General features: G+C 42.1%; 17 protein-coding genes. 2 read left to right on the top strand and 15 right to left on the bottom strand.

Going from position 1 to position 16,833, the window contains the following annotated elements; translation table 11 throughout:
• Positions 1 to 8 precede the first annotated feature (8 nt).
• On the top strand, positions 9 to 686 hold the full coding sequence (locus AB5Z12_RS09135; RefSeq protein ID WP_023922618.1) for a response regulator transcription factor: 678 nt from the start codon (positions 9 to 11) through the stop codon (positions 684 to 686).
• On the top strand, positions 683 to 1,714 hold the full coding sequence (locus AB5Z12_RS09140; RefSeq protein WP_148462676.1) for a HAMP domain-containing sensor histidine kinase: 1,032 nt from the start codon (positions 683 to 685) through the stop codon (positions 1,712 to 1,714). The genes AB5Z12_RS09135 and AB5Z12_RS09140 overlap by 4 nt, the downstream gene beginning before the upstream one ends.
• 119 nt (positions 1,715 to 1,833) lie before the next feature.
• On the opposite strand, the gene AB5Z12_RS09145 is transcribed toward AB5Z12_RS09140, so the two are convergent.
• The 15 genes from AB5Z12_RS09145 to AB5Z12_RS09215 all read right to left on the bottom strand — a co-directional run bounded on the left by AB5Z12_RS09145 (position 1,834) and on the right by AB5Z12_RS09215 (position 16,544).
• Positions 1,834 to 2,262, bottom strand: coding sequence for a hypothetical protein (locus AB5Z12_RS09145; RefSeq protein ID WP_148462677.1), 429 nt, complete (start codon positions 2,260 to 2,262; stop codon positions 1,834 to 1,836).
• Positions 2,263 to 2,539: 277 nt separating this feature from the next.
• Positions 2,540 to 2,854, bottom strand: coding sequence for a helix-turn-helix domain-containing protein (locus AB5Z12_RS09150; RefSeq protein WP_148462678.1), 315 nt, complete (start codon positions 2,852 to 2,854; stop codon positions 2,540 to 2,542).
• A gap of 192 nt (positions 2,855 to 3,046) precedes the next feature.
• Positions 3,047 to 3,268, bottom strand: a complete 222-nt coding sequence (locus AB5Z12_RS09155; RefSeq protein ID WP_148462679.1) for a hypothetical protein — start codon at positions 3,266 to 3,268, stop codon at positions 3,047 to 3,049.
• A 260-nt stretch (positions 3,269 to 3,528) separates the two neighbouring features.
• Positions 3,529 to 3,690 carry a hypothetical protein gene (locus AB5Z12_RS09160; RefSeq protein WP_195590171.1) on the bottom strand — a complete coding sequence of 54 codons (162 nt, stop codon included), beginning with the start codon at positions 3,688 to 3,690 and terminating at the stop codon, positions 3,529 to 3,531.
• A 29-nt stretch (positions 3,691 to 3,719) separates the two neighbouring features.
• Positions 3,720 to 5,927, bottom strand: a complete 2,208-nt coding sequence (locus AB5Z12_RS09165; protein ID WP_173736144.1) for a hypothetical protein — start codon at positions 5,925 to 5,927, stop codon at positions 3,720 to 3,722.
• Complete coding sequence (locus AB5Z12_RS09170) at positions 5,927 to 8,092, bottom strand: hypothetical protein (RefSeq protein ID WP_368357137.1); 2,166 nt, start codon at positions 8,090 to 8,092, stop codon at positions 5,927 to 5,929. The genes AB5Z12_RS09165 and AB5Z12_RS09170 overlap by 1 nt, the downstream gene beginning before the upstream one ends.
• 49 nt (positions 8,093 to 8,141) lie before the next feature.
• Complete coding sequence (locus tag AB5Z12_RS09175) at positions 8,142 to 8,342, bottom strand: hypothetical protein (RefSeq protein WP_187564920.1); 201 nt, start codon at positions 8,340 to 8,342, stop codon at positions 8,142 to 8,144.
• Between the two features lie 67 nt (positions 8,343 to 8,409).
• Positions 8,410 to 8,868 (bottom strand): hypothetical protein, encoded by a 459-nt coding sequence (locus tag AB5Z12_RS09180; protein WP_187564921.1) that lies wholly within the window; start codon positions 8,866 to 8,868, stop codon positions 8,410 to 8,412.
• Positions 8,869 to 8,884: 16 nt separating this feature from the next.
• On the bottom strand, positions 8,885 to 11,035 hold the full coding sequence (locus AB5Z12_RS09185; protein WP_187564922.1) for a nitric oxide reductase activation protein: 2,151 nt from the start codon (positions 11,033 to 11,035) through the stop codon (positions 8,885 to 8,887).
• Positions 11,036 to 11,038: 3 nt separating this feature from the next.
• On the bottom strand, positions 11,039 to 11,965 hold the full coding sequence (locus AB5Z12_RS09190; protein ID WP_187564923.1) for a hypothetical protein: 927 nt from the start codon (positions 11,963 to 11,965) through the stop codon (positions 11,039 to 11,041).
• Positions 11,966 to 11,986: 21 nt separating this feature from the next.
• Positions 11,987 to 12,859, bottom strand: a complete 873-nt coding sequence (locus tag AB5Z12_RS09195; protein WP_368368615.1) for a hypothetical protein — start codon at positions 12,857 to 12,859, stop codon at positions 11,987 to 11,989.
• A 54-nt stretch (positions 12,860 to 12,913) separates the two neighbouring features.
• The gene (locus AB5Z12_RS09200) at positions 12,914 to 15,133 is read right to left on the bottom strand and encodes an ATP-dependent RecD-like DNA helicase (RefSeq protein ID WP_368357136.1); all 2,220 of its coding nucleotides are present in this window, start codon (positions 15,131 to 15,133) and stop codon (positions 12,914 to 12,916) included.
• Positions 15,134 to 15,144: 11 nt separating this feature from the next.
• The gene (locus tag AB5Z12_RS09205) at positions 15,145 to 15,753 is read right to left on the bottom strand and encodes a hypothetical protein (protein WP_148462687.1); all 609 of its coding nucleotides are present in this window, start codon (positions 15,751 to 15,753) and stop codon (positions 15,145 to 15,147) included.
• A gap of 16 nt (positions 15,754 to 15,769) precedes the next feature.
• A complete protein-coding gene (locus AB5Z12_RS09210; protein WP_117853791.1) occupies positions 15,770 to 16,351 on the bottom strand; it encodes a single-stranded DNA-binding protein in 582 nt (193 codons plus the stop codon).
• A gap of 61 nt (positions 16,352 to 16,412) precedes the next feature.
• Positions 16,413 to 16,544, bottom strand: coding sequence for a hypothetical protein (locus AB5Z12_RS09215; RefSeq protein WP_270414173.1), 132 nt, complete (start codon positions 16,542 to 16,544; stop codon positions 16,413 to 16,415).
• Between the last annotated feature and the right edge of the window lie 289 nt (positions 16,545 to 16,833).

The following is a 16,833-nucleotide window of genomic DNA, read 5'->3' on the forward strand; positions in this document are numbered from 1 at the left end:
GTGCTGTCGTGAAAAGAATTGCTGTTGTGGAAGATGAAGTCTATATGCGGGAAGAGCTCTGCAATATGCTCCAAAAGGACGGGTATCTTGTGGAGGCAATCACCGAGTTTGAAGATGCCGCTCGGCTCTTGGCAGCCCTCCGTCCTGACCTTGTGATCTTAGACCTGAATTTGCCGGAGATCAGTGGCTTTCAAATCTGTCAGGAGCTAAAGAATAAAACCGCTATCCCCGTCCTGGTGCTGACTTCCAGAGACCAGGTAAAGGATGAACTGCAAGCGTTCCAGTTGGGTGCAGATGAATATTTGACGAAGCCGTGCAGAAAAGACCGGCTTCTTGCCAGGGTATCCAATATTCTCAAAAGGTATGAAGGCCGTACCAACCTCATAGAGGGATTGGATTTCCTGTTGGACCAGCAGACTTACACACTTTATATTCATAACACCTCTGTGGTGCTTCCCAAAAATCAGGGAAAACTGTTGGTTGCTCTTTTGGCCAGTGGTGATGCTCTGGTCACGACGGAGCAGCTTTGCTTAGCACTATGGGGAACCACAGAATACATAGACGAAAATGCCTTGCAGGTTAACCTGACCCGGTTGAAAAAGACGATGTCCGGTCTGGAGATGAAGCAACGAATCGTTGCGGTTCGTGGGATGGGCTATCGTTTGGAAGCGGAGGTATCTCCATGAAGCAGTTTTGGCGCATAATAGAACGGTACTACCCTTGGCTGCTGTTGCTGCTGGGTGTGGATTGCTTTTGTTCTATCATTCTTTGGATTTCTGACATTCAGGCATTTCAGACCTTGATTGGGTTAGTGGTTCTGACAAGCATCCTTCTGTTTTCAGCGATCCTGTTTGTGCTAAACAAGCGGGAGACCACCCGCCGAGAGCTGTTCCGGGATTTCCTCAGTGATCCTACCATCTGCAACAAGGAACGGCTGCTCAGTGCCATCAGCCGGGAAGAAGGAGAATCTATCCAGCTTCTGGCATCCGTTTTACAGGAACACAAAACTGAGAGTAACAGTATGGCAGATGCCCTACAGGACTATGAAGAATATGTGGAGGGCTGGGCACATGAAGCGAAAACGCCCCTATCGCTGTTGACTATGCTCCTGGATAATCGGAGCGACGAAATATCTCCTCCCCTGCAAGCAAAGCTGGATTATGTCCGCAGTCAGCTTCAGGAGGATGTCACTCAAATGTTATACTATGCCCGGTTAAAGAGCAGTACAAAGGATTATCAGTTTGAGGATATCAATTTGAATGACTGCTTGGGGGAAGTTCTGGAGGACTATGCCCCACTTCTGGAAGAAAAGCAGTTTGTAATTCTCAATAAACTGCAATCTGAAACAGTCTATACAGACCGTAGAGGGCTTCAGTTTATGTTGGGACAGATCGTGAGCAATGCCATAAAATATAGCAGCGATAGTCCCATGCTAACGATCTCTATGATACATTCGGAGACCGCAGATGTCCTTTCAGTTGAGGATAACGGCATCGGTGTAAAAAAATATGATCTGCCGTATATTTTTCAGAAGGGCTTTACCGGGGATTTTACTGACAGCAGAAAGAAAGCCACCGGTATAGGGCTTTACCTGGTTAAGAAGATGGCTGACGATCTAAACCTTCGTCTGGAAGCTGCTTCCCAATGGGGAAAGGGCTTTAAGATAGTCATCTTCTTTCCAAAATTGAGATTTAATGGAAAATCATATAAATAGAAAAACGCCCGCAGATTTTCTCCTGCGGGCAGCGTGGTGTCAGCTATCCAAAGGCTTGTATTGTTATTCTTTAATCTTTCTTTAAAAAATATGATAAAAGGTTTGCCCACAGGAAATTCTTACTCAATCTCTTCTCCATCTATATATAGTTGAAATTTATCAGGATTATTGACAACGTCATAGTCCTTTCCGTATTCTATAGGCCTATATTCGGCTGTCATTACCGACTCTCCTTCTTCAATATCCTCTTTCCATAAATAAATGTACATATCAAGGCTCGTCGCATATCCATGGTCTGTTGAGAATTTTGTCGAATGAAAAGAATCATCCTTGTACATCTGCAATAGTTCTCTTGCAAACGCTTCTCTATCTTCAATATTTTCCCGGTTAGCGACCACAGTTATATTTTCATCACGATTTATGGAAAATGTTCCAACTACATCCGGTTCACCTTTCTTATGACCGGATTCAGATTTCATATAAATACTTTTTGCCGCAATTATCAAGATCACTGCTCCTGAGATCACTGCAATGATACTTCTCTTCATATTTCCATTCATTCCCTTCTAACTGTCCTACTGCATAATCTGTTACTTCTTTCAATATCGATTTGTCTCTTTTAAGTGTTACTTTCTTTCGTTCTTTCTGCACAGACAGATTAACATCTTCAAATCCTGCATTTTGCCTATATCTATTTTTAAGAATTATATATAGTTCTTTAGAACTATAATATCATGGTTTTGATTGCGAAAAAAGACATGTTTTACAAATAAATCCATAAAAAAAAGAAGAGCTTTATGCCCTTCAATTTTGCAGTTAATTCTATTAGCCTACAAAAGCTCTGACTGCATTTAAAATTCTTTTCTGTTCGTTCTTTGGTAATTTTTCTATCATTTCAGACAATTCATTGGTAACACCTGTGACAGAATGTGTCACGACATCAATCAGCAGTGCATCTGCCGATATATCAAGTGCATTGGCTATCGCTACAAAGGTATCCAATTTTGTTACTTTTAGTCCTCTCTCTATCACACTGACATGTGTTGTACTTAAATTTACCAGCGCTGCCAGTTCTTCCTGTGTAAGATTTTTTGCCTCTCTTGCAGCCTTGATTCGCTGACCAACCGCTTTTAAATCCATCGTAACACCTCCTTCAGAACGATAATTCGCTCTAAAATTAGTATACTGATGGATAATCAAAAGATACAGAATCTACAGAAGATGTGCTAGTTCTTTAGAACAAGTATTGATATTTTATATATCTTAACTTCCGGTTTTTTACGACTCTTTTTCTTGACCTCTTTATCTATTGTACTCTGATTTGTCATATGATTACCTCCGATAGCAGTCGTCCCCCCTTGTGATGATACCGTGTGCTTTTGCAGATGTGCGATACTCGTCTGTGGTGCTTAGCGGGACAAACTTTTCTTCGGTCAAATATTCAAGGGAGATTTCCCGTTTCCACCTTGCCACCAGCATACGGGCAGCGTCAAAGGACGCATGACGAATAACAATCCGGCAATAGGTATCATGCACTAAAATATCCGAATCCATATAGAAAGCACATATTGAACAACACTGCCAAAATCAGAGCTGACAGTATAAATGCCACTTTTCCTTTCCCCTTTGTATACCAGCAGATAAAAGCCAATAATGGAGAAATAGATGTAAATCCAAACCAAACCACCGCATAGCTTCTTGGAAAAAATCCTGCAATATAGTTTGAATACAAATAGTAACTTGCAACCATACCAACAAAGAATGCAAAAACATTAATGCTTTGCGTTCAGTAAAACCACATCTCTCTGCAATAGCTATGTTAGATTCAAAATAAAATATTTTAGAAGAAACACTCTCCGGATCTCTTCTTTTTGTTTGTAAAGAAAAATACTGATCGATTTTCCAATCTCTTCATCATTCCTGCCCGGAGCATACCTTTCATCCGGCAGTACATCTGCAAGTTCATCCAATGCCATAACCATATTGGCTGATCGTTTTTGGGCTTTTAGTTTTCTAAATTTATCGATGGAAATATTTCTGACGATTGTGGAAATATAAGATTTAAACAGGATAAATTTTTCTCATAATACCGTTCCAGGAAAAGGACCAGTTCTTCCCCTTCCTCGTCTTTCGTCTCATCCAGGTTTGATAAATCTGCAAACTGGATCTTTTTTCGGTGCATGTCGTCTGCATAGGATCCTTTTGTCAGCCGTAACATGGCACGAAACACTACCTGTCCATTTTTTTGGATAAATAAAAACTTTTTATTGGAATCAAAACAGGACAACAGACAGTGGCTGTTGCTTCCGGTACGGTAAGAAATGCAGGAATAAGTTGGGATTTCTCCAATTTGCATGATTGGAAGAAGTCTGGTTTCCTCTTGCAGTGTCAGATCTCCGCAAATGTAGGTCAGATCTTTTTCCCATTCCAGTTCCACTTCTTTTGATACCGCAAAATCAATCTCTCGGCTAAGATCACCAGCCGGATATTTCAGTTTTTCAAATTTTCCAAGCAGTTCTGCTACAACAAGTCTGCGGATTTCTTCTTTCTTGGATGGCTGCTGTTTTAAATAGGTTGCTATAACTTCAGCTCCTCCCGCAAAGATAAACTCTCCGATCCGTGTAGCATTTGTTTTTACAAAATCCTCAGAAAACGTAAGTTTTTCCTTTAATACTCCCCAGGAAATATCCCGCATAATAAGTTTTTCTTTTAATTCCCAAAACGAACCACACTCCTTAATCAGCTCCAGATTCTTTAAAAGATAAAAGACCTGTTCTTCCATAGTAATCTCTTTTTCCATACCTTTTAACTGTTCCTGGTATACAAGAAGCCAGACTGCTGTTTCATAGCTTAAGCCACGGATATTTCCAAAATCTTCCCTTATCCATCTGGATAAAGGCTTTATGGACAATGCTTTTGCAAGTATCCCCAATTGTCCATCCTGAAATGTTCTTGGCATACACTTTCTCTTTAAAAGTTCCCGGAGGACACAGATCTGGTCGTCTATTCGCATACAGGTTAGTTGCCCGTATAAGCATATGACTGTTTTTTCAGCCCTGCAAAGAAGTTTTAACTCCTCAAAAGTATACATTCTTTTTTTCAGATCGTGAAACTGCCGGCGTGGCAGGATTAGGTCAGCACTTTCTTTTAAATTCTTCTTGTTTACAGTATTTAAATTTAGATATTCCCGATAAACCGATTCCTCCAGCAATAGGGAATTATCTGGAAGGTCGTCGAAAAGCATTTTTTCTTTCTGGATCAGCCTCAAAAAGTTTTTCTTCTTTTGGGTAATTGCATATAACAGAAGTTCAGACTTTTTATAACTGAGACCTGAAAGGTCAATTCCAGATAATGGGTTCTGGTATAAAGTATTTACATAAGACACTCTGCTTTTAAAAACCTCTGATGCACCCATCCCATCCATAAAAATTCGTTCCAGTTTACAAAGGTCCGCATACAAAGCCCCATTCCACAGCCACAATTGCAAGCCATAAGACAGAAGGTCTTTTGGAATATATCCTGTTACAACCTGCATTTTTTCCAAAATTTCACCAGGTTTTTCCCTCAGCTGATCGAACTGGTTCTGGTTTAACGGTTCAATTCCTGCCTTGTATCCTGCCAGAGTGTTGACCAGTTTCAGCAGTTCAGGATCTTCAAGGCTTTCTATGGTTTTGGGCTTCTCCAGTAATCCAAGCAGAAGGTCAGAGGAAAATACCGGCTGAAAAAGTAGCATACGCCCTTTTTCTCCTGCCCTGTCAAAATCCAGCTCCCCGATACACATGGTCAGGCTGTTTACCAGCTGTTCCTTCTCTTCCAGGCTTAAATCCAGTTTTCCATAGTATTTCATATAATGATAAGCCGCCTCGTCTGGGATCATTGGATCAAAATATATTTTTTTCATCTGTCCGTATCCAATGTCCGATAACTTGTCATTCTCTACATTGGAAAGAATCTTCTGAAAACGTTCCATGTTTAAGCTGTCTTCCTCTTTTTTTAATTTTCCAAGACAATCTATTGCTTCTGGATTCTCCATCAGATACAACAGTGTTTCTTCACGTAAAGAAGGGATTATATCGGCTACCTGGTTTTTTATTATTTTTTCCGCTGCCCTTGCACAGTTTATTTCACCTTGTTCATTCAAAAGGCGAAACGGAATCGCTGCTTCGGTCATCTGCTTAAATTCCGTCAAATGTTTTATTACAGTTTCTACCATTATGCTGCCTCCATTCTGTCAAATATCTTCCGGACACCATCCAGTTCCAGCTGTCCATCTGCATATAGTTTCTGGATCAGTTCCATCAGATATTCAATTTCCTGTTTATCTGTTACTATTTTTCCTTTTCGTTTCAGGACATCCCTCATATACCCCAGTACCATTTTGGCACGCATGGAAATCCCATCAAACCTGCCATAGGCATAATAACTGTAAAGCGCTTTAAAGATCTGATCTGTGTCTGTATTTTTTCGGACAATATGATTGAAACTTTTTTTAAGTTCCTTTTCTTTCTTCCACCTTTCCATCCGCTTTTTCTGCTCGCTTTTCCAGTTCTTCTGTTTCTCATAATTTTGCAGTTCTTCTGCAGTCATATATTTTTTGTGCAGTTGTTCTTTCTGAAATCCTGATTCCATAAGCGGAAGAACCGCTTCTGCAATCTGCCTGGCTTCCTCTTCCTCCATCCAAAGCATTGTGCTCTCCTTAAGAAGAATTACCTGCAGAAACCTTACATAATACTCAGTATCTTCCGTAAAAAGCTTCTCTTCTGCCCAAAGGAATAATTCCCTGTGCATGCTTCTCTCCAACATTGGACGATAGATTTCACAGTTTTCTCTTTGGATCTCATAGTAATCCAGAAAAAAGGCTTTTTTCATGATCTGCCAGGGCACCAGATGACCAGAAACTCCATCCATACCGATTTTATCAACAAGAAGTTTCAAAAGGAAATAGCTGTTTTCCGTTTCAATATTTCCAATTTCACATTTTAAATAGAACAATATATGTTCCCACTTTTTTAACAAAGCTTCATACTCTTCTTTCGGATAAGAGCCTTTTATAACAATCTGCTCATGCTCTTTTACAAATTTTTGCATGAGACCAATTCCATCCAGGATCTCATTTTCACATAACAGATGGAATACATAGGTCAGGTCATAATTCCCTGTTCTCCGGAAAATATCTGAATACTCATGTCCAGTCAGATCCCGGTATTTCTTCAGGTAAGATACTAGTTCCTGTTTTTCAAAGACATTTCCTTTCAGTGTATCATTGACACATTCCTCAAAGGCTTCCTCATCCAGCTGTCCGGCCAGACATTCCCATTCTTTTTTATTTAAGTCTATGTAATGCCACTTTTTCAGTCCGTTTTTCCGAAAAGGGAATAATGCCAGAAACGTTTTTACATTTTCCACATTCAGGCATTCATACAGGCACTGCTGTATTTTTTCATTTCCATCAATACGTACCGGAAGCAGATCATACTGACACAAAAGTGTTTTGCATAGTTTATAAACGGCATCCGGGTAGGGCTCTTTTCCGGGCAGAAAGGTTTTTAAAACATTTACTGCAATCTTCTCGGCTGTAAGAGACTCTTGATCCAGCTGACCCAGCCCGCTTTCTGACCTTGTAAGGACACCATTTAGAAAAATCACTTCTTCTTTGGTATAGCCGGATTTTTCCAACTGCCCGATCAATATACCATTCGCATTTTCTGCGTTTATTCGGGATAATTTCATCAGCCGTTTTAAGACAGCCACATCCTTTGTCCGGTCATTTTTTAATCTTTTGTCATATTTGCCTGTAACCCAGGCATAAACAGGCCAGTCTTCATAAACGGATATGGTGCGTCTGCTTCCAAGGCAGGCTGCAACCTTTCCCTTTAGCAGCTGCCATAAAGTAATATCTTCCGGAAAAACAGAGAGGATAAAAACCATTTCCTCCACCTTTTCGTATGGATATGCATATAACTCATCGAACCAGGATTTCCGGTCTTTTTCCGAAAGCAGGCATCCAACTGCAATGCAGCACAGATCCTTTTTTCCAAGTACTTTGCCAAACTGCTTCCAGAAACGGCTTTTTTGTGTTCCGTTAAACATACATTTTTCCTGCAGATAATCACTTTTTGCAAGTGCAAGACCAAGCGCACGGTAGACAGGTTTTGTCATTGACCGATGTTCTTTCATACGCTCTAATACTTCACCGGGATAATAAAGACCATATTCTTCCTCCATGCTCTGCTTATAAGCACCATAAAACAGGTCATTTTCTTTTTTCTTACGCATAAAATTCATTTTATCTTCCCGCGAAGAGGACTGATAAATCATGGATACCATCTGTCGATACAGATTAATATCCAGCCATTCTTTATAAATGTTCCATTCCATTTTAATCTCCCTTTTCCTGTTAAACTTAAAATCAACCATTTCAACAGCGTTATCCCTGTTCAATGTAACGGATGCTGTTTTGCCTGCATGTAAATTCCGGACACAGGGAGCGCCATAGTTCTTCTAACTCCTTCATATTGTGTGCACTCAGCTCCGTTTCATGCTCTTCCCCATGCAGATCAGTAAATCCAATCTGGTAGGTTCCTCCTGTGTTTTTCACGATACCTTTTCCAGCTTCCCTTATGGTCATGTCATTCTCTCCCTTCCATGAAGTTTCTTCCCATTAAATAAGGGGACAATATTGTCCCCTAAAAGTTTTATGCAGCAATATAAAGCTCTTTTTCCCTGCTTGCAAGGGGCAGGACATATGTGCTCTTCTCCAGATGATGTATTTTCTGATACTTTACACCATCATGATAAGAAGGAAAGTTCATAACCTGTCCATTTTTTTCATAGGGCTTCAGCTCTTCCCTCTGTCCTGGTTCCATGCCGGGAACCGCAAGTCCCCAGGCCACCTTGCAAAGATTGCATCTTAATCCTGCATACCCAAGATATTCTTTTACAAACTGTTCCGCACTATGGATGTTGAAAAAATAACGGGCATACTCCAGGGAGCGGCACAGTATTTTTCCCTCTTTAAATCCTGCAAAATAACAGTCTTTTTTTAGTTCAATCACATATCCGGTTGCGTAGATTTCCTTTCCAGGATTCCGTTTTTTGGAATCCGTATGAATCTGTAACAACTGCTCGGAATAAATCTTTTTTCTATCCTGCATCATATTCCTCCTGTTTTTAATTTGCTCTTCTAAGTAACTTTGCAAGCTGTTTGGTCAGACGAACTGGCAGTTCCCCCAGATCTGAAATATCAAGATAAGCATTTCCGTAAATCTCCTGGATGGCTTTTTTGTCCCAGCCAATTGCAGCAGCCTGGAACACAATTCCTTTCTTTACAAGTTTTTCCTTGATTTTTCTTAGGTCTGCCATGGCATAACTTCCAGAATAACAGGTTGCATTTGGCAATCCGTCACTGATCAAAAACAGCATTTTATGCTTTTCCGGCCGGTTCAGAAGCTTATTTGCCATAAACAGAAGGGCTGCCCCATCCCGGTTGCTGCCACAGGTTTCCATAGTGGTAATTCTCAGACGGTCGTTTCGGTCTTCTGCAAACTCTGCACAACTGTGAAAATAGACGGTTTCCTCACTGGGATTATTATGACTGTAGCCATCCGTATGGTGCCCATAAACCAGAACCGGGATTCCAGCCTTCCTGCAAAAATCATATAAGGTAAGGGCAGCTGCCTTGGCAGCTTCCATACGCTGTCCCATCATGGAATCGGAATTATCCACTAATACACAGACGGCTGCATCCGTTTTCTTTCCCTGAAAAGTCCGCTTGTACACCGCACCGCCAGGATCCGCAATTGTACGCATATCCAGCCGCTTTCCGAAAAACATCCTGTGTTCCGTTCGTTCCTTCTGGTTTTCCAGAATTGGAAGAAATCTGACCCGAAGCCGCTTTTCCGTTCTTTTTACAGCAGCTTCATATAGGGGAAGAAACTTCTTTTCCGCTTCTGTAAAGACATTCTTATACAGAATCTCTTTTTTCACCCTGTCATGAGCCGCATCAAATTTCATCCCATCCACTTCCTTCTGTAGTCGGTTTCGGACTTCCAGTCCTATTTTCTGATCTACAGTTCCCTCTACCAGCTGAAAAAGAATCTTTTGGAATATAAGTTCAGATTTCTCATCTGTACTCTCTTTTTGGTCTTCGATTCTTTTGGAAACCTGTATGACCCTGGCATTTTCAATATCTGGTAAAGCTTTTTCCTCTGCCTCCGATTCCTGGATAAAGGCTGGAAGGTTCTCCGTCAATGCTTTTAAATACTTACCCATGGCACTTTCCATCTTTTTTTGCTGTTCTTCTGTCAGTTCTTCGCCACATCCATTTTTCTGAGCCTCAGCTTTCCATTTTTCTTTTTCAGATGGTTCATCTGAAGATTCTTTTCCTGGCTGTTCCTCCTGGGGCGTTTCTTTTTCCGGAGGTTGTTCCTGTGTCTCCTGCTGCTGTTCCCCATTTTCTTCCGGTTCCTGACATTCCTGTTTCAGTTCCTCCAGAAGCTTTCTAAAATACTTCCACATCTTTAGGAGAATCCGGTTCGTGGCCTTATAACGGATCAGGTCACTGTCTGCTTCCACAGACAGATCTACAAGCTGTTTTACTTCATTTAAGGTATCCAGCATCTCACAGCTTTCCATATTCCAGGAATTTACATAGCCCCGTAGGGCATACTGCACAAGTACTTTTAAGAAGACGGAAACCGGATCCGGATTCCCCTCCAAAAGTTCTTTCAAAGGAGGAATCCATTCCACATTACGTCTCCGGTTGACCAGAATCCCTTTTTTGATGCTGCCAGGAAACAAACTGCACATTTTCGCCTCTATATATACATCATTTAAAAGATTGCTGATATAGGAAGCGCATTCTGTCAGAAGGGATAGTACCGCCGGATCTTTCTTGGTCAGATAAGTATTCATTTCAGCCAATGCGCTCTCTTCGTCCTCGTTTTCGGGCTTCGGTGCATCTGGATACCAGGTTCCCGCCTGCATTTTCTGCATATAGACTCTTCGAAGCCTGGAGTCCGTAAATCTGGCATGGCCACATTCGTGTCCTAAAATTCCAACTAGGCTGTCACTTTTTTGTTCCAGTTCCAAAAAGCTGCCAGTGATTGTATTATCAACGTTGATGCCAATCCTCTTTCCGTCATTCCAGCCGGCAATCCCATCTGAAGCGTTCTGGTACAAAAGCAGCTGCTCCAGCTTTTCCCCTGCCACTTCATCTGCAAGATGCTGGAAAAGCCGCTGATAGCCTTCTGAAAAAAACACCTGCTGGGGGCTTAACTTTTTTTGTTCCTCTTTGATCCGTTCTCTATAAGTATCCTTCATTCTTTACTCCTGTTTCGAATAATATGGTTCGATATAGGTTTTCATCAGATGTTCCTGCTCTTCCGGATCCATTGCTGCCTTACTAAGGACCGCAATCTGGGCTGCCCGCCTGATATCTTTAATTGCCCGAAAAGTAAGCACCCAGTTTTCCAGTTCCCGGTAGCCGCAGACGCCATCCTGGAGGTCTTCTTCCTTCAGATAAGCATGGATCTTTTTTACCACGGAAATCATAAACCTCAAAACGTTCTCATCTGCATACCCAGTCCTTGCCGTTATTCGCTTCTTCATTTCCTCTTCTGTAAGCTCCTGCTTGGGCTGGATCAGACTCATACGGGACAATACAGACTGGTTAAAATTCCCACAACCCACATAATCCAGGTTAGTGGTCATAATGATAATGGTATTCGGATTTCGTCGGATTTTTTCACCGTTAATCAGATCCGTCACCGCACCGTCATCAAAAAGGGAATTCAGCCTGGTCAGGGTACCCGGTTTCTCGATCATGGACGGTTCCTGTATTTCCAGAACCGAAGGCTGCCGGCAGGCTTTTATGATTTCTGATTCCTTTAAGAAAAAATCCTTCTCTTTCCTTGCACTTTCATATCCTTTTTCAAAAGCCAGGCTCAAAAGTTTGTGGAATGCCTCCCCTTCTGAAATGCCGTCTTCATAAGTACCGCTTAATACATAAAGCGCAGAGGCAGGATCCATCTGAAGGTCCTGAAAATCTGGCAGTTGCGGCAGCGTCCTTTTTTTCGTTTCCATGTTTGGGACGGTACTTGCCAGGAGTTCCAGTTCATCCGTTCCAGGTCCACAGGTAAATACGTAATAGGGAAGTCCTAAAATCTGGGCCAGCATCCTGACGTCTGTGGTTTTCCCGGTTCCTGCTTCCCCGGTCATCATAAACAGCCTTGCCGGGGTATGCGTCACCATTTCCAGAATCTCTTCTACTTCCTAGCTGGCAATATAATTCTCCGGGAGCATGGGAATCCTTTCTTCTTCGACAGAAGGGCAGGTAAAGCATCCTTTATAAGCCACTTTTAACTCTGCAATGGTAGCGTTATTCTTTCCCTTTTGCGCTCCCAGCACTTTAAAACTTCCGATTATACAGGCATTTGGGGCGTAAATTCCAGAATTAAGGTCAAAAGACAGAAAACTGTCCTTTAATTTTCCGTTAAAAAACTGGTTACAGTCAAATGGAATCGCGTCTTTTGTTCCGGCCGTAACCCTTTGGTACAGGTTGTCACAACAGAGGAAGGACATTTTAAGCACCATCTGCGCCAGTCCTTTTTTTAAGGCACGTTTTAACTCTTCATAGCAGGCATGAAACTCATCATCGTAATACCTGCTTTTGGAAACAATACTTGCAAAGGCAAGCATGGCGAGGTATTCCTCCCCTGTGGAGCCTCCTTTTAAAACCCCGGGCATTTTGGTTGTATCTCCTCCGTCCGGATCTTTTTTCTTTCTGATCCCACAAAACCTTCCATTCCGGAAATTATAGGTCATGACACAAACTTCTTCATCCAGTGGATATTCCATACAAAAATACCGGATGGAATTTTCTACATTCTGGATCCCGGCAGCTCCCGCATCCGGCTCTTTTTGTTCCTGCATGGCAATAAGTTTCAAAACAGCAGACAGAGTCGGCGGATGGAGTTTTGCTGATTTCCCCTGGGTCCGCGTATTATACTGTGAACAATGGTCTGCTTCATAGCTGATCCTTTTTTTCTTAGTCTCTTCTAAAATCTGCTCAAATTTCTCCGGCAGTGCCAATTGATAAGTCCATGGCTCGTAAAAACAAATTTCCGGCATTTTCATTCCTCCCATAGGAAAAGCAGGGCATGGGAATCTGTTTTCCCATATCCTGCCCTTCTTTGTCCGTTATGCTGATTTCTTTTCCTGTTCCAGATAGGCTTCGTAAATTTTCCGGATCCGGAGCCCAAACATGGTATTGCGTTTACTCAGCGTATCATTCTTAATGGCGATTGCCATTGCTTTTTTACTTCCGACTATGATCACCTTCCGCTTTGCCCTTGTAACGGCTGTATAAAATAGGTTTTTGCGGAGCATCCGGTAAAAACTGATAAGCATCGGCAGGATCACAACCGGGTATTCATCCCCCTGTGCCTTATGGACTGTGATACAGTAGGCGAGGTTTAACGGCCATATATCATCATCTGTATATTCCATGATTTTTCCATCCCCAAAATCTACGCGCATGACATTTTTTCCATCTGCCTTGTAGATATTTAAAACCTCTCCCACATCACCATTTGCTACTTCCTCGATATTTTTCAGCTGCATGACAAGATCCTTTTCCCGGTATAAGGTCGTTCCATTTTTGATTTCCGGATAGCCGTACCGTTTCGGGTTTACAATATCCCGAAGAACAGGGTTTAATGTATCTGCACCGGCCCTGGTATCTTTCCGGAGCGGGGAAATTACCTGGATTCCTTCTGCCTGGTTTTCATTCTTTTGGAGTTCCTCCCTATAAAGCTTTTGGATCAGCTCCGATGCCTCTGTATCATCAGCAGCCGGGTAAAACTGGAACGTATCATCAAATACCAGGTTGGTTTTTCTTTCATTGATTTTATCTGCATTCTGGATGATCGTGGATTTGCCTTCCTGACGGAAGCTCTCTGTTAATACCGTGACTGGGATCACACCGGATTCGATCATTTCCTTAAACACATTGCCAGGCCCCACAGATTCCAGCTGATCCTTGTCACCAAGAAATACCATTCGCGCACCATTCTGGACCCGCGACAAAAACTTATCCATGAGATACATGTCGATCATACTGCATTCATCCACAATGATAAGTTCCGCCTGGATGGAGCATTCCTCGCTCCACTCTTCCTCGCCGGCTTCTCCCTTTAAACCTACAGCCTTATGGATGGTCAGAGCCGGATAAGCAGTGCAGTCACTCATACGTCTTCTTGCACGTCCAGTTGGAGCACATAAAAGAATCTCGGCATTTTTGTTAAGTGCTTCCTGGACGGCCATGATAAAACGGATGATGGTCGTCTTACCGCGTCCCGGACCTCCGGTAATAATCGATACCGGATTTTGGAATGCTTCCAGAATTCCTGCTTTTTGTCTGGCATTTAAAAGGATTTTTTCTTTCTTCTGGATATCCCGGAGGATTGTTTCCACGTTTCTTCCCATTCCTTTTTGCAAGCTGAATTTCACAAGGGAAGCTGCTGCCCCAAGCTCTGCTTCAAAGCTTTTTTTCGCATAGAAGCCTCCTGCATTACACACAAGGGTTCCATCTTCGCGGATCATTTCATTTCCCACATCACGGATGGTTCTTTCTGTTACCTGACGCTCTGCACCTTTGTGGTTTAAAAGCCTGCCTGTCCGCGTCAGAACCTGCTCACAGGATAAATATAAGTGTCCTTCCCCCTCAGCCTCGGACATGACATGCAGGATAGCCGCTTTGATCCGCATGGGCTCATCCGGTTTAAAATTCTTTGCTTTTACTGCAATGGGATCCACGGTCAAAAAGCCAAACCCTGGGATTTCACATAAGCGAAACGGGGTGTCCTGAATGATAAGAGGGGCTGCATTTCCAAAATGCTCCTGAATCTGCGCCACCTTCCTTGGTGTCACCCCAAAGGGAGATAATGCTACCATCAGCTGCCGCAGCGTCTCACTGCTTTGATATCCTTCCAGGATTTCCATAAGCTTTTTCTTTGTAATCCCTTTGATTTCCAATAGCCTCTCTGGGTCTTTCTCCAGAATTTCAAAGGTTTTTTCCTTATAATGGTCTACGATCCGTTCTGCGAGTACCGGGCCAATCCCTTTTATAAAATCTGATGCCAGATACGCCTTAATCCCTTCTGTGTTTGTAGGAAGTACCACCTGAAAAGACGATACTTTGTACTGCATCCCAAACTTTCCATCTTTCCAGGTTCCGTTTAGTTCCACTTCAAGCCCCTCCTCTGTTGGAAGCTCATTTCCAACAGCTGTAAACATTCCGTACTGGCTGTTTTTCTGGGTACTTACTTTCTCTGGAAGGGCTTCTTCTGTCACATAGGAGGCAACCGTGTATCCATTGCCTTCATTGTAGTAGATACACCTAAGTGCTTTACATTTCATTTTTTACTACCTCATTTCCAGGAAATCCATAGATAAGTACCAGAAGATCTGACGGTATAACCATCGTTTTTTAACAGCTTCACCAGAGTTTCTCTCGGCCGCCCTGCATAGCCTTTAAAAAAGCCAATACGGTGGTACCCGTTTTTTTCAGGTACCGTACAGATCCCATCCTTATTAACCGCCAGCTCTGTTTTTTTCTCGTAACCTGCTTTCTTCCGGATTGCAGCAAGCCGTTCTTTTCCTTCCTTTTCATACCAAAGTAATGTTTCCTGGCTTATCAGTTCTGGTTCTTCCTTCGTATTTACCGGTTCTGTCCGCGTTTCATCCGGACTTTTTGGAACACTGCCGGACAATTCAGCATGTTCGCATACTTCACCGGGAGCTGATTCTTTTGTTTCAGCATGATGGCATTTTTGTTCATTCTCATTCGTATTCTCCTTCTTCTCATTTAGATATTTGTAACAGCAAATCCCTGCTGCAATTGGAAGGCCAATCGTCAGGCTCTGCACAATAACAGCCAGAAACACAGGCCATAAAAAAGGAGCCAGAAGCAGCCCCATAATTCCGGTAACCAGGCAGGCTTTTTTATGCACCCGGCACCATTTTTCTACCTGTTCCATTTTTCCTCCTTTACCATCAGCAAAAATCATCCATAGCTTCACCGCCTGCGTTCATGAACTGCTCGTCTACGCTATAACTGTCTTGCGAATGTTGGCGTGAAGGCTGTGCGTTCTGGGTTCTGTTTCCGGTCCGGTTTGTCTTATTCTGATTACTGTTTTGGTAATAAGACGAATTCTGGTAAGAGCTCCTCTGATTGAACCGCCCTGTAGCATTCGAACTGCTGTTTCTTGATGACTGTGAGGAACTGTTGCGACCGGTATGCCCCTTTTGACTCTCACCTTCGCCCTTACTGTCGGCAAACTCAATATCGCTCACAATAAGTCTCATTCCATATACTTTTTCTCCCCTGTCATTCGTATAGTTATCATTATGCATCTCGCCTTCTAAAGCGATCCTTTTTCCTTTTTGAAAATACTTGCCTAAAAACTCTGCTTTGGTTCCAAATGTAACACAGCTGAAGTAATCTGCATTTTGGTCACCTTCCTGTCCATATTTTCGGTTAACTGCAACCCTGAAATATGCTGCTGTCTTTTTTCCTTCTGAAGCAACCACTTTAGGGTTCTGTACCAGGCAACCGATAAGTATGATCTTATTCATATAAATGCTCCTTTTCTTTTGGATAGCAAAAAAGACATTCAGAATAACTTCCAAATGTCCGTTACCAGATTCTTTCTTTTCGTTTCACCAGTTCTTCTGGCCTCCTTTCTTTTCTGATTTTTTGTTTTTCCTCCTTTCCGGGTATTGATCCGTATTTGTTTTTTGCAACAAAAAAAGGCCACTTAGAATCCATTCTAAATGACCTTATCCATCACAAAAGGCAGGAACCATGTCCCTCATAATTTTTCTTTCGGGCTTCCCCGAAACAAGAACTTCTTACCTGCTTTTACAGATACAAATACAAATCTCAAAATCATAATAACACAAGATGTAGTATGCGTCAATAATTCATTTTCTGTATTTTGTGTTATATGAACCATTTATGATAATGTCCTAATATACCACAAAGGAAAATGTCCCAATGTAGTATAATGCTTCCATCAACAGATGGAGGTAACGATTATCAGAAAGGTAGAATTATC

Origin of the sequence: Ruminococcus sp. RTP21358st1_G6_RTP21358_211008 (genome assembly GCF_040908885.1) — a bacterium.
In the GTDB taxonomy this organism is placed as follows: Bacteria; Bacillota; Clostridia; order Lachnospirales; family Lachnospiraceae; genus Blautia_A; species Blautia_A faecis.